This window comes from Actinocrispum wychmicini, assembly GCF_004345645.1.
GTDB lineage: Bacteria > Actinomycetota > Actinomycetes > Mycobacteriales > Pseudonocardiaceae > Kibdelosporangium > Kibdelosporangium wychmicini.
Genome location: NZ_SLWS01000005.1, coordinates 767,092 through 780,057, shown reverse-complemented (window position 1 = coordinate 780,057; position 12,966 = coordinate 767,092). Strand labels below are relative to the sequence as shown.

At 69.8% G+C, this 12,966-nt stretch carries 9 protein-coding genes; 3 read left to right on the top strand and 6 right to left on the bottom strand.

The genetic code is table 11. From position 1 onward, the window contains the following. Nucleotides 1-9: 9 nt before the first annotated feature. The gene (locus EV192_RS25690) at nucleotides 10-1,077 is read right to left on the bottom strand and encodes a potassium channel family protein (protein WP_132119584.1); all 1,068 of its coding nucleotides are present in this window, start codon (nucleotides 1,075-1,077) and stop codon (nucleotides 10-12) included. 99 nt (nucleotides 1,078-1,176) lie between these two features. Between EV192_RS25690 and EV192_RS25685 the strand changes: the two genes are divergently transcribed. Further along, a complete protein-coding gene (locus EV192_RS25685; RefSeq protein ID WP_132119582.1) occupies nucleotides 1,177-1,551 on the top strand; it encodes a DoxX family protein in 375 nt (124 codons plus the stop codon). Between the two features lie 5 nt (nucleotides 1,552-1,556). On the opposite strand, the gene EV192_RS54040 is transcribed toward EV192_RS25685, so the two are convergent. Then, nucleotides 1,557-2,249, bottom strand: a complete 693-nt coding sequence (locus tag EV192_RS54040; protein WP_165960597.1) for a SecDF P1 head subdomain-containing protein — start codon at nucleotides 2,247-2,249, stop codon at nucleotides 1,557-1,559. Nucleotides 2,250-2,529: 280 nt separating this feature from the next. Between EV192_RS54040 and EV192_RS54035 the strand changes: the two genes are divergently transcribed. After that, nucleotides 2,530-3,288 (top strand): carboxypeptidase-like regulatory domain-containing protein, encoded by a 759-nt coding sequence (locus tag EV192_RS54035; protein WP_165960596.1) that lies wholly within the window; start codon nucleotides 2,530-2,532, stop codon nucleotides 3,286-3,288. Here the strand turns inward: EV192_RS54035 and EV192_RS25670 are convergent, their stop codons facing one another. From EV192_RS25670 to EV192_RS25655, 4 genes are all read right to left on the bottom strand, one after another. Continuing rightward, complete coding sequence (locus EV192_RS25670; protein ID WP_132119576.1) at nucleotides 3,289-6,522, bottom strand: ATP-dependent helicase; 3,234 nt, start codon at nucleotides 6,520-6,522, stop codon at nucleotides 3,289-3,291. Then, nucleotides 6,519-7,598: a Fic family protein gene (locus tag EV192_RS25665; RefSeq protein WP_132119574.1), complete on the bottom strand. Its 1,080-nt coding sequence runs from the start codon at nucleotides 7,596-7,598 to the stop codon at nucleotides 6,519-6,521. The genes EV192_RS25670 and EV192_RS25665 overlap by 4 nt, the downstream gene beginning before the upstream one ends. Nucleotides 7,599-7,643: 45 nt before the next feature. Next, nucleotides 7,644-10,826 (bottom strand): ATP-dependent helicase, encoded by a 3,183-nt coding sequence (locus EV192_RS25660; protein ID WP_132119572.1) that lies wholly within the window; start codon nucleotides 10,824-10,826, stop codon nucleotides 7,644-7,646. Nucleotides 10,827-10,897: 71 nt separating this feature from the next. After that, on the bottom strand, nucleotides 10,898-12,043 hold the full coding sequence (locus EV192_RS25655; RefSeq protein WP_165960595.1) for a M48 family metallopeptidase: 1,146 nt from the start codon (nucleotides 12,041-12,043) through the stop codon (nucleotides 10,898-10,900). A 197-nt stretch (nucleotides 12,044-12,240) separates the two neighbouring features. Between EV192_RS25655 and EV192_RS25650 the strand changes: the two genes are divergently transcribed. Continuing rightward, nucleotides 12,241-12,957, top strand: a complete 717-nt coding sequence (locus EV192_RS25650; RefSeq protein WP_165960594.1) for an alpha/beta fold hydrolase — start codon at nucleotides 12,241-12,243, stop codon at nucleotides 12,955-12,957. Nucleotides 12,958-12,966: the final 9 nt, after the last annotated feature.

Sequence of the window (12,966 nt, the reverse complement as noted above, 5' to 3'; positions counted from 1 at the left end):
GGACCGCCGTCACTGCTCACTGGGTGGGGTGACCTTACGCACGTAGAGCAACCTGTCACCGGCTTCGATGGCGTCGGCCTGCGCGGAGTCGACGCGGTACAGCTTCTTGCCGCGGACCACGCCGAGCACGATGTCCGGCAGGTGCCGCGGCGACCCGCCGATCTCACTCTGCTCCACGTCCCGTTCGGCGATCGCCAGCCCGGTCTCCGGCGTGGTGAGGTCCTCCACCATCTCCACAACGGACGGTGCGTGCGTGGCCATCCCCAGCAACCGTCCAGCGGTCTCGCTGGACACCACGACCGTGTCCGCGCCCGACTGACGCAGCAAATGCACGTTCTCGGCCTCGCGTACGGCTGCCACGATCTGCGCGTCCGGCGCGAGCTCGCGGGCGGTCAGCGTGATCAGGACCGCCGAGTCGTCACGGTTCGCGGCCACGACCACAGCCCGCGCCTTGTCCACACCCGCGACCCTCAGCACGTCGTTCCGCGTGCCTGAGCCGTGCACGGTGACGAGGCCGAGCGCGGACGCGGAGTCGAGCGCGCGCTGTTCGGTGTCCACGACAACGATCTGGCCCGGCTTCAGGCCCTCGGTCAGCACCGCACTGACCGCGGACCGGCCCTTCGTGCCGAACCCGATGACCACCACGTGGTTCCGCACCTTCGCCCTCCAACGTTGGATCTTGTACGCCTGCCGGGACCGCTCGGTGAGGACGGAGAGCGTGGTGCCGACCAGCACGATCAGGAACAGGATGCGCAACGGCGTGACGACCAGGACGTTGACCAGCCGCGCGGAGTCGGTAACCGGCGTGATGTCGCCGTATCCCGTGGTCGACAACGACACGGTCGCGTAGTACACGGAATCGAGGAACGAGACGCCGTCGCCGTTGACGTCCCGATACCCGTCGTGGTCCAAGTACACGACGAGCACGGCCGCGGCCAGGATCAGCAGCGCCAGCAGCACCCGGCGGACGATCGCGGCGACCGGGCTGACCCGGTTCTCCGGCACCCGCAGGACACCGACCAGCGAATGCCCCGGCCGGTCGGTCAGCCGGTCGGACGCGCTCTGCCGCCTGTTCATTCCGCGTACTCCCCAGTCGGTCGCCGTCGTCGCGCAGACTAGCGGCTGACCGAACCGAGGACTCGTGGATACACCTACTCGCGAGTAGCCTGCGATGTCATGAGTGAATCCCGGCGCGCTCTTGCCCTCTCCCTGCTCCTCGGCACCTCAGGCACACTGCATTTCCTGATGCCCAAACCGTACGACCGCCTCATTCCCCGCGAACTGCCCGGCAAGGCCCGAACTTGGACATACGCCTCAGGACTGGGCGAACTCGGCACAGCCCTGCTGATCACGATCCCCCGAACCCGCCGCTTCGGCGCCCTGCTCGCCGCCCTGCTGTTCGTGGCGGTCTTCCCGGGAAACGTGAAAATGGCCCTGGACTACCACCGCAAACGCCGGCCCCTGCCGCACCGAGTGGTCGCGTTCCTTCGCCTGCCCCTGCAATGGCCTTTGGTGGCTTGGGCACTTCGCGTCCGCGACAACGCCCGATAGCCGCCTCAGCGTCCGGTGATTCTCCGAACGATGTCCCGCGCGTCCGCCTCGGTGAAACTGCCGGAGACCTCAACCCGCCCGCCTGGTATCGGCGCCTGGATCATCGGCGCCGACACCACTGACGTGCCAACCACGAACGCGGCCTGTTTGCCGACATTCGCCGCGGTGAAGTCCGCCCAGACGGATGTCGCGGCGTCGGTCAGGGACAGGCTCACCACCGGCGTGTGCCCATCCGAACTCTTGCCGACAAAGGCGTCAGCGACGTCCTTGCCAGTGAGCATTGCCTTGTCCAGCACGTACTTGGACCCGCTGCCGCACGCGACCAAGGGGAGATTGGTGTCCTCGTGACCCATCAGCGGATCCGGCAGTGAACAGTCGAGACTGGCGAATGCCTGCTGCCGCGCTTGCGGATCGCTTGTGAGGCCGACGTTCTGACGCGTCTGCTTGGCCGCGGCGATGTCGGCGTCGGAGGCGACTGGAGCGGACGGCACTGTGGACGGCACTGTCGAAGGCGAGCTGGGAACCGGTTGTTCTTCGATCACCGACCGGATGGTCAGGGCCTTGGTGCCCGGGGTCGGCGTTCGAGCGGCCGATGAGACGCCGCTGGCCGCGACCGGCTGCCCGGTTTCCGTGTGCTGGCATCCGGCGATCGCAGCGGCCATAAGCACTGTCCCGAGAATCCCGACCCGTCGTCGCATAAAGTCGACCGTATCCGGTCCGGCGCGGTGTCGTTCCGCCGGGGATCGGCGGGTTGGCGCCTTGAATTGCAAGCAGGGAAGGCTTCGCTGTTCAACTGTTCGACTGGGCCACCCGGCGCAACTTGGTGTTTTCGCTTTGACTCGCGGACGGGTCGACCATAAATTACGCCCTCGCAAACGGTCACAGGCGCAGGAAGTGCCCCAGGTTGACATGTCCGCGGAGTTCGGGAAGCCCAGGGCAACGGTGAGCGGACACCAAACGAACCCCGATGCCGACACTGTGCGTTTTGACGGGTACCTCTATCTGGATCCGGACGGCGGCGCCGGCTGGCCTTTCCAGCTCCGCGGAACCGGGCCGGGCTGGGGTGACCTGGTCGTCGGCGGGGTGAACGTGGACGCCGGCGAGACCAAGGTCCTGGACGTCAGCGAAAAGGTGCCGGAGGCGTCAGTCAAGTTCGGGCGGGTCATGGTCGGCTGTACCTTCAACTACGCCGGACTCTACGATCCCGAGCACGAGCCCAGCGCGGGCGACCGGGCTCTTTTGCCGGGCGGTATCGGTGGAATCCGCGGCGACGCCGCCTATTTCCCACAGGGCCGCGACCACGGCGGGCCCCGGCAGCCCATTGCCGGTGTCCGGGTCGTCCTCACCAGTGAGGGTCGTTGCCCCATCGTGGCGGAAGCCATCTCGGACGCGAACGGCTTCTTCGAGTTCACCAACCTCCCCGTCGGCCCGGACTACAAGCTGTTCGCCTTCCCGCCGGCCGGTTGGCGGATCACGAACGAGGACCGGGAGGAGTTCATCTGGTTGCTGCGGGACAAGCCGGTAGACGGTTGGCTGGACTTCATACCAGGCGATGGCCCGCTGCCGACACAACCCGCGGACTGCACGCCACCGGCGGTGGTGACGCCTGCGGCCCACGGTGGTCTGGCCAGTACCGGCGCCAACGTCATCGGCCTCAGCGGGTTCGGCGCTGTCGCGTTGCTCGTCGGAGCTGCCGCAGTCTTCTCGACACGCCGCCGGCGAACACCCGCACGGTAGCTACGGTTCCGGCACCGAACGCACCAAAGCCCGCAGGCCTTCAGCGTCGAGCAGGTCTGCGGGCCGCAGGGTGTGGTCGTGTCGGACATAGTGGAATGCGGCTCGCACATGGTCCACTTCGATTCCCGTGAGCTGTGCCCACGCCAGTCGGTAGGCCGCCAGCTGCACGGCCAGGGCTGGTAGGTGGTCCTTGTCGGGGACGCGGCCGGTTTTCCAGTCGACCACGGTCCAGCCGCCGTCGTCGTCGGAGTAGACCGCGTCCATCCGGCCTCGGATGGACATCCCGTCCACGTCGCAGGTGAACGGGACTTCGACCTCGTGGGGGATCCGGTCCGCCCAGGCGCTGGCCAGGAACGCCTCCTGCAGGACGTCCAGTTCCTCGTCGACCACGGCGCCGTCGTCGGCCGCGCCGGGCAGTTCGTCCAGGTCCAGCAGCCGGCCGAACCCGAACCGCCGTTCCAGCCAGGCGTGGAACGCGGTTCCCCGGCGGGCCACCGGGTTCGGGGGGAACGGCAGCGGTCGCCGCAGCCGTCGGGCCAGGGCTTCCGGGTCCGCCGCGAGTTCGACCAGCTGGCTGACCGAGAGGTGGCGGGGCAGCAGGACTTTCTCCCGTCTGGTCAACGCGGCGGCGCGTTCGGCGAGCAGCACGTCCGTGTCGCGGATCCAGCCGTCCGGGTCCTCGTCCTCCAGGGGCAGCAGCAGTTGGTCCTCGGCGCTGGGCTTTCCCCGGCGCAGCCGGGTGATCTCCGCGCGGACCCCCTCGGCGCCGTCGAGGACGTCCTGGCGGCGCTTGCCGAGCGGGTCGACCGGCCACTGGGCGGTCCGGGCGGCGTTGGCGATCGGGTTCTCCTCGTCGTCCGGTGGCGCCGGCGCCCATTGGTCCACAATGTACTTGTCCACTTCGGGCAGTTCGGCGAGGAACTCGGACGGCCCCTTCGGTTTCGTCCCGGTCCGGCCCCACCAGTGCCCGGAGACCAGCAGGCTGTGCTCGGACCGGGTCAACGCCACGTAGAACAGCCGCCGCTCCTCGGTCAACGCCCGTTCGGCGAAGCCTTCGGAGTGGTCGGCCAGTGCCTCCTCGACCTCCTTGCGGTTCAGGTCCGACGACACCCGCAGGTCGGGTAGGTCGGCCGCGTCGCCGCGGAGTGACGCGGGCAGCTCGGTGACCGAACGCAGCCAGCTCGACCCGCGCCGCCTGGTCGGGAACACGTCCACGACCACGTGCGGAACGGCGACGACCTGCCATTCCAGGCCTTTGGCGGAGTGCACGGTCAGCACCTGCACGCGGTCCTCGGCGACCGTGACCTCGCCGGGCTCCAGGCCGTCCTCGGCGTCCTCCGCGGCGGTCAGATAGTCCAAAAAGGACGTGAGGGTCGCGGACGGGCTGTGCGCCGCGTAGTCGGAGACCACGTCGGCGAAGGCGTCCAGGTGCACCCGGGCGATCGGCCCCGGCCGGGCCGACGCCTCGATGTCCAGCTGCATGGTCCGTTCCACGTCGGCGACCAGTTCCGGCAACGACTGGTCGAGCCTGCGCCGCAACTGCGTCAGCTCGTGGCCGAGGCTGCGGATCCGGTTGTACCCACCGGTCGAGTACCGCTTGGGGTCGCCGGGGTCGTCCAAGGCGTCCACCAACCCGGCCTGTTCGGCGCGCTCCCCCGGCACCGCGCCGAGCAACGGGTCGGTCTGGTCGGACGCGTGCAACCCGGCCAGTTCGGTGGCCCGGCGCCACAACGCGGCCAGGTCCGCCGCGGAGATCCGCCACCGCGAACCGGTCAGCAGACGCGTCGCCGCCGTCCCGGCCAACGGGTCGACCAGGACACGCAGCGTGCTCACCAGGTCGCGGACCTCGGGCTCGTCCAGCAGGCCGCCGAGCCCGACGACCTCGACCGGCAATCCCTTGGCGCGCAACGCGGTCGCGATGTCGGCCATGTCCGAACGACGCCGCACGAGCACGGCGGCGGTCGGCGGTTTCCCGGCGGCCTCCACCGCGGACAGCCACCGGCCGGCGACCGCGTCCGCCATCCACTCCAGCTCGGCCTGGACGTCGCTCAGCAACGCGCAGCGCACATCCCCCGGGCCCGCGTCCTCCCGGGCCCGCAGTTCGTCCACCTCAAGCCCGGCCGCCCGCAGCGGCGCCGAGGTCCGGTTCGCCAGCTCCAGCACCTCAGGCGGGTTCCGGAAACTGGTCAGCAGCCCGTATCTGGTCGCCGGCCGGAGGTCCTCGCGCGGGAAGTCCGTGGTGAACCGAGGCAGGTTCGCCGCGCTCGCGCCGCGCCAGCCGTAAATCGCCTGCGCGGGGTCCCCCACAGCGGTGACCGTCATCGGGTTCTCGCGACCGAACAACGACCGCAGCAGCACCCGTTGCGCGTGCCCGGTGTCCTGGTACTCGTCCAGCAACACGGCCCCGTACCTGGCTCGTTCCCCCTGGGCGACCTCCGGGTGGTCGCGCGCGAGCCGGGCGGCCATCGCCATCTGGTCGGCGAAGTCCAGCACGCCGTCCCGCCGCTTGCGTTCCGCGTACGCCTGCACCAACGGCAGCAGCGCAACACGGAACCGTTGCGCCACAATGACTTCCTTCAACTTCTGGGACGGTTCCGCGGCCTGTCTCGGCCCCCGCGGCGCCGACTCGATCAACCGGCACAGCTCCTCGGCGTGCCGCGCCAGTTTCTCCGGTTCGACCAGGTGCTCCCCCATCTCCCCGGCGAGATCGAGGACATACCGGGTGATGGTCGCCGGCACCCGGTCGGTGTCCAGGTCGTGCACCCACGTCGACACCAGGCGATGCGCCAACTGCCACGACGCCGTCTCCGTCAACAGTCGCGCGGCAGGCTCGACCGGCAACCGCAGCCCGTGCTCAGCGACCAAACGCCCCGCGTACGCGTGGTACGTGAGAACGGTCGGCTCCCCGGTGATGACCGCGGCCTTCCGTACCCCACTCGGATCCAGCCGCTCCAGCACCCCGGACCCCACCAGCCGCCGCAACCGGGCCCGCACCCGGTCCGCCAACTGCCGCGCGGCCTTCCGCGTGAACGTCAGCCCGAGCACCCGCTCGGGCACCACCAACCCGTTCGCGACCAGCCACACCACCCGGCCGGCCATGGTCTCCGTCTTGCCCGCCCCCGCCCCCGCCACGACCAGCGCCGGCTCGGCCGGCGCCGCGATCACGGTCGCCTGCTCCTCGGTCGGCGCGGGCAGCCCCAGCGCCGCCGCCAGCTGTCGGGGGGTGATGTTCATGTCGGAGTCATCTCATACGGATTCCCCTCCACGGACAACTCGGCCGACGCGACCGCGGCGAGGCGCATCCTCGGCGATGGGGCGTAGTACCGGCCCCTTTTCTCGCCCCGCGCGTCCAGCAGGTCGGCCCGAACCAGGTCGACCAGGTCACGGCCGGCGACGTTCTGGCTCACCCCTTCGGTGAGCTGGCGATACGTCGAGTTCCGCAACTGCCGCCCCGACATGCAGTAGACCAACGGCTGCACACACCGGTCAGGCAGTCCGGCGCGCGAGATCTCCTCCTCCGCACAGACCCACAGCCTGCTGACATGTTCGGCTCGGTACACGATTCGCAACGCCTGCCGGTAGTGCGCGGTCAGGCAGAACCGGATCCACGGCCTGGTGTCCCGGCCCGGATCCCACAACCCGCCAGTGACCAGGGCGAGCACATGCCGGTATTCCTGGTCGTTTCGGCCAAGGTCTTCCTCGATCGACGCGAACTCCGGCGCGGCGAACCGCCCGCCGCCGGCCAGAACAAGCGTTTGCAGGCAGCGAGCCATCCGTTCGTTGCCTTCCTTGAAGGGCTGGATCGCCACCAGGTCAAGGTGCGCCATCGCAGCTCGAACCAGGACCGGCGTTGTCCCAGACCCGTTCACCGCGGCGACGAGTTCGTCGATCAGACCCGGCACATGGACGTCGTCGGGACGCCACCGCCCCGGCCATTTCGTCAAATCGTACTGCTGCATCATGAAATGCAACGCGCGCAAGGTGTGGGTGCAGATGTCGAGTCGCGGTTCCTGCGCGAGCTGGAGCACGTAGGTCATGGCGTCGCGGTATCCACGCACCGCACGCCAGGCGAGCTCACCGGCTTCGTGTGGCTCCTGATTGTCGAGAATCGCGAACGCGTCATCGACTGTGACCGTGAAGCCTTCGATCGCATTCGAGCCGCGCACGGCACGGGCCAGCGCGACCTTACGAAGGAGCCCGCTCCATCGCCTGGGCGCGGCGACGAGCGGCCGAAGCCGCCGGTGCTGGTCCTCGATCAGGTCCAGTACCGCGCGATCAGTCGCATCCAGCTCGGGCGCCGCGAACAGCATAGTCGTATATTAACCGACGCGAGATCGATAAGTTTCCATCTTTTCTCACTCCGTCACCTGCCGGCCTGCCGGGTGCAGTGGGCAGGTGGTCTTCGCCGGACAGCGGGGGCAGTCCGGGTTCTCGCGGGCGTCGTAGTCAGGGCCGATGCTGTCCGCCGCGGCTTTCCGGACGATGGTCAGCCACTCGTCCACAGCGTCGCCCGTGACGGGCTCCTGGACGCGTTCCGCCGCGCCGGACCGGCGGTCCTTCTTCGCGACGAACACCAACCGGGCGCCGCCGGACTCGCTGGACAGGCCGAGTTTCACGAAGGCGCCGTATGCCGCCGCGAGCTGGTAGACGGCCAACTGGGGGTGGGCGGTCGCCTCCTCCTTGGTCACCGGGCTCTTGCCGCTCTTGATGTCGACCACGACCGGGTCGCCGTCGGCCGAGGACTCCAGGCGGTCGACGCGGCCGCGCAGGCGGATCGGCGGGCCGCCCTCTTCCAGGGGCAGGTCGATGTCCACGTCGTGTTCGATGGCGACCTGGGTGAGTTCCCGGCGGCTGCCGGTGAGCCAGGCGAGGAACGTGTCCAGCATGGCGTGCACCCGCTGCTGCTCACGGCGTGAGTACCAGGGCGCGCCCGCGTCCACCGACTTCCATGCCTGGTCGAGCTGGGCCCGCAGCTCGCGTTCGTCGGCGCCCTCAGCCGCGGCCTGCGCCAGGGCGTGTACCAGTGTCCCGGTCACGACATGCAGCTCGACCGGGTCCTGGCCGCCGTGTCGTTCGACCACCCACCGCAGCGGGCACCGGGACAGAACGTCCACAGTGGACGGCGAGACTCGGACGGCTTCGGTCGGTGCCCGCAGGGTCGCGGCGCTCGACATGTCGGCCAGCCCGTACCAGGAGTCCGGGTCCGCGCCCGGCACACCGGCGGACGCGAGCCGCGCCAACTGCTGGGCCGCGCGCCGCCGCCGAAGCGCGGGTTCCGCGCCGTCGCACACGACCCGCCGCAGCTCGCCCACCAGGTCCGCCAGCACCAGCGAACGCTGCGAAGACGTTGCCACGAAAGGCAGTTCTTCGTCCTCGTACTCGGACAGCTCGGACAGGAACCGGGACGGCTGCTCCTCCTCGCCCCGGATGGCGCTGACCAGCAGCCGCCACCGGGCCCGGCTGCACGCCACCATGAACAACCGGCGTTCCTCGGCGAGGATCGGCGCGGTCTGGGACACGTGCTCGTCCACGTACACCCCGGACAGCACGTCCACCATGCGCTCGACCCCGAGCAGCGACCCACGCAGCCGCAGGTCCGGCCACGCCCCCTCCTGCACCCCAGGCACCACGACCACTGTCCACTCACGCCCGGCGGCCGAGTGCGCCGTCAACAACGCGACCGACTCGCCGACCGGCGCCTGCGCGGCCAGGCTGTCCCCTGCGATCTGTTGCGACGCAAGGTAGTCAGCGAATCGGGCGACACCGGCGCCGGGCAACCGGTCCGCGTACTTGGCCGCCGCGTAGAACAGCCCGACCACCGCGTCCAGGTCACGATCCGCTTGCGCCCCAGCGGTTCCGCCGCGCTCGGCCTGAGCGACCCACCGCCGTTCCATGCCGCTGCCCCGCCACAGCCCCCACAGCACCTGCTCCACCCCGACCCCGTCGGCGATGGCCTTGCGCGCGTCGGCGAGCAGGGCCGCGATCCGCCGCAGCGGGGCCGCCTCGGCGTCCTCCAGGGCGACCAGCCTGTCGTGCGTGTCCAACGCCTCGACCAACAGCTCGTCACTCGACCGTTCACCACCTGCCGCCAGCTCCAGCCGCCGCAACCCGCGCCGCAGCCGCCGCAACGCCATCGGGTCCGCGCCGCCCAACGGTGACGACAGCAACATCGCGGCCATGCTCGCGTCCAGCGCCACCGGATCGGCCGCGCACTGCAGCAACGCGAGGAACGGCCGTACCGCCGACTGTTGCGCTAACGGCAGTTCATCCGTCGGGATCGCGACCGGCACGCCAGCCGCGGCCATCGCGCGGTGCAGCACGGCGAAGGACCGCGTGGCGGACCGTGCGACGACGGCCATCTCGGACCACGGCACTCCGTCGATCAGATGCGCCCGTCGCAGCTGGTCCGCCACCCAGTTGGCTTCGGCCGCGCTCGACGGATGCAACCGGACGAGCACGTTCCCGTTGCCCGGCATGCCCGGCTGGAACCGCCGTTGCGGCCCGGCGCCCGGCAACCGGTCGGCGAGGCGCCCCACAGCGGCCCTGACCTGCGCGGACATCCGATGGCCGGTGCTCAGGACAACGGTCCTTGTGTTACCCGGATCGGCGTCGGTCAACAGGTACGGATCGGCGCCGCGGAACGAGAAGATGGTCTGGTCGGGGTCGCCGGACACGACGAACTCGGCCGCCGTGTCCCCCAACGCCCGCGCCAGCCGATACTGGAGCGGGTCGAGGTGCTGCGCGTCGTCGACGTACAGGTGCCGCACTCGCGACTGCTCCACCGCCAGCAGCGCCTCGTCGGTCTCGAACGCCGCCAACGCGGTGTCCACCAGCTCGGCCGCGTCCAACGCCGCCCCGATGGCCTGGGCGACACCGATGTCCGCGGCCCCGGCCAGCATGGTCACCTCTTCGTACTGGCGCCCGAAGATCCCGGCGGCGACCCATTCGTCCCGCTGGTGCTCCCGCCCCAACTCGACCAGGTCGTCCGGCCCCAACCCACGCTCGGACGCCCGCAGCAGCAGATCCCGCAACTCGTCGGCGAACCCGGGAACGGCCAACGCCGGCCGCAGCCGTTCCGGCCAGTCCACCGCCCCGTTCTCCAGGTCGCCGCCAAGCAGGTCACGAACGACCGAGTCCTGCTCAGGCCCGGACAACAACCGAGGCCCCGGCTCGCCCCGCGCCGAAGCCTGCAACCTGAGCACCGCGAACGCGTACGAGTGGACGGTCCGGACCAGCGGATCTCTCACTGTCCGCAACCCGCCATCAGTCAGCAGGGTGGTGATCTGCGTCCGCAGGCTGTCCGACGCCTTACGGCTCGCGGTCAGAATGAGGATGTTCTCCGGGCTGACCCCCGCCGCGATCCTCGTCGCCGCCATGTGGGCGAGCAGCGTGGTCTTCCCCGTCCCCGGCCCACCCAGGACACGACGAAAACCGCCACCGCCACCCTCGATCAGCCGGGCGGCCGCGTCATCCCAGCTCAGCTCCCCACGAGGGTGGCGCGGAGCCCGGACAAGGAGCGGCGCGGACTTCGTCACCACGCCCCGATCGAAGCACGCCCCACCGACACCGCCGCACCGACACCCCGCTGACCAGCAAGTTGATCACGCGGTTACGTGCTGATGTCGCGGCCGGCGCGCTTGTACCAGGCGGCCACCTCACGATCGATCGCCGCCAAGTCCTCCTCGGACAGGGTGACCAGCGCCTCGTGAGCCGGCAGTGCCTCGATCATCCGGGCCCGGTAACCAGCGGGCGGATGCGACGACCACAAGGACGCGTCCTCGCGGACCGACACCTGACGCGCGACCTTCACGTCCGCGCCCTGCCTGACCCGCGTGGCGGCTACCCGCCACGATGCCGCTCCCGGCTCAGCTGACAGCTCCGCACCCCGGATCGCCATGACGATCGACTCACCCATCACGAGCGTGTCCACCAGACCGACGACGCCATCCGTGCCGGCCACGCGCGCGGCGAGCACGTCAGCAGCGTATTCGGCCCGCTGATGGTCACGGGATGCGACGGCCAGCAGGCCAAGGTGGATGGCGGACAACGCCCATGAGACCGCCCACAGGACCGGCGAGACCACGATCAACACGGCCTTGATCACGAAGTCCAGCGCGTACCCGGCGTTCGCCATGTCCGGGTGTGGACGCACAGCCTCCGCGAGCGGCCCGAAGACGGTGAGCGCGGGCCGGGTGAGCAGGCCGCGGATCGGGTCGTTGTTGACGAAGTGGCCGACCTCGTGGCCGAGCAGCGCCACGCGTTCCGCAGGCTCCAGCGCGCCCCACAGCGGCAGCCCGATCCGGAGCACCTTGCGTCGCCGCCAGCCGACGACACCGGCGGACGCGTTGAATCTGGAGTCCACGATGACAACGTCAGGCACGGCACATTCGACCGCGGCGCACACTGAGTCGACCAGCGCGCGCAACCGTGGTGCGTCCGCCGGCGCGACCGCGCCCCACTCGTCGACACGCCCGAGCCGCGGCAGCAACGCCCACCCAAGCAGCATCATCAACAGCCCGGGAACCAGCAGCCAACTGGGAAAGTCCGCGACCACCCACCACAACCCCAGCCCGACACACCCGAGGACGACAGCGAAAAGCACGAGCGACACGACAAGCAGGCCGACGCGGGCCACTGACCACCCCGGCCGGCTCAACGGCTTACCGACGTTCTCGGTGAAGAACGCCAAGTCCAGTCGATGGCCCATTCGGCGGGCCAACCGCGACACCCACCGGCCGCCAGCAGTCTCAGTCATCTCGGCACAGGCTGCCGGAGACCAGGTCGCCTGGAAAGACTCCATCAAGACCAGTCACGACGGCTCAACCGGCCCCGGCGGTACGTGACGCACGTTATCCGGGTCGGTTACGGCAGGTCAGGGGGATGGAATGCAATCATGGCCGGGTGCCTCCAGCTTTGCATGTGCGCGTTTTCGGTCCTGACAAGGGCCGTCCTGTGCTCGCGGTGCATGGCCTTGGTGGGCATGGCGGGCGGTGGAAACGGCTGGCCGAGGAGTTTCTCCTGGGGTACCGCGTGGTCGCGCCGGACCTGAGGGGGCATGGGGAGTCGACGGACCTTCCGCCGTGGACACTTGAACAGCATGCCGCCGACCTGCTGTCCGTGTTGGACAGCCTGGCGGTGAGTGGGTTGTCGGTGGTCGGGCACGGGTTCGGGGCCGCCGCCGCGATCCACCTGGCGAGGTTGGCGCCGCAGCGGGTCACGAAGTTGGTGTTGTTGGAGCCGGCGATCGGGCTGGACCCGCGGTTCGTGCGGGACACCATGCCGCCGTGGCCGCGGGTGTTCGCGTCGATCGAGCAGGCGGGCGCCTGGCAGCGGGCGGAGTGGCCGGGGGTGAGCCTGCGCGACGTCGAGGAGGAGCTGGCCGGGAACTTCGCGCAGACCAGTGGGCGGTGGCTGCCGAAGGCGAGCTACGCGGTGACCACGACGGCGTGGAGTGAGATGTGCCGGGCCGCGCAACTGCCGCCGCCGACCACGCCTACTTTGCTGGTGAAGGCGTCCCGGTCGCAGTTCGTGCGGCCGGCTTTCATCCAGGCGTGCAAGATCACGATGCGGGACATGGTGGACGTCGTCGAGTTGGACTCCGGGCCGATGGTGTCCTTCGAACGCCCGGTGGAAACCGCCGACCTGATCACGCGGTTCGTCGGCCGGTAGGGTGCTGCT

Bases quoted from the DNA above. Each gene is read 5' to 3' on its own strand.
- EV192_RS25690 (WP_132119584.1), bottom strand. From the start codon at position 1,077: ATGAACAGGCGGCAGAGCGCGTCCGACCGGCTGACCGACCGGCCGGGG.
- EV192_RS25685 (WP_132119582.1), top strand. From the start codon at position 1,177: ATGAGTGAATCCCGGCGCGCTCTTGCCCTCTCCCTGCTCCTCGGCACC.
- EV192_RS54040 (WP_165960597.1), bottom strand. From the start codon at position 2,249: ATGCGACGACGGGTCGGGATTCTCGGGACAGTGCTTATGGCCGCTGCG.
- EV192_RS25670 (WP_132119576.1), bottom strand. From the start codon at position 6,522: ATGAACATCACCCCCCGACAGCTGGCGGCGGCGCTGGGGCTGCCCGCG.
- EV192_RS25665 (WP_132119574.1), bottom strand. From the start codon at position 7,598: ATGCTGTTCGCGGCGCCCGAGCTGGATGCGACTGATCGCGCGGTACTG.
- EV192_RS25655 (WP_165960595.1), bottom strand. From the start codon at position 12,043: ATGACTGAGACTGCTGGCGGCCGGTGGGTGTCGCGGTTGGCCCGCCGA.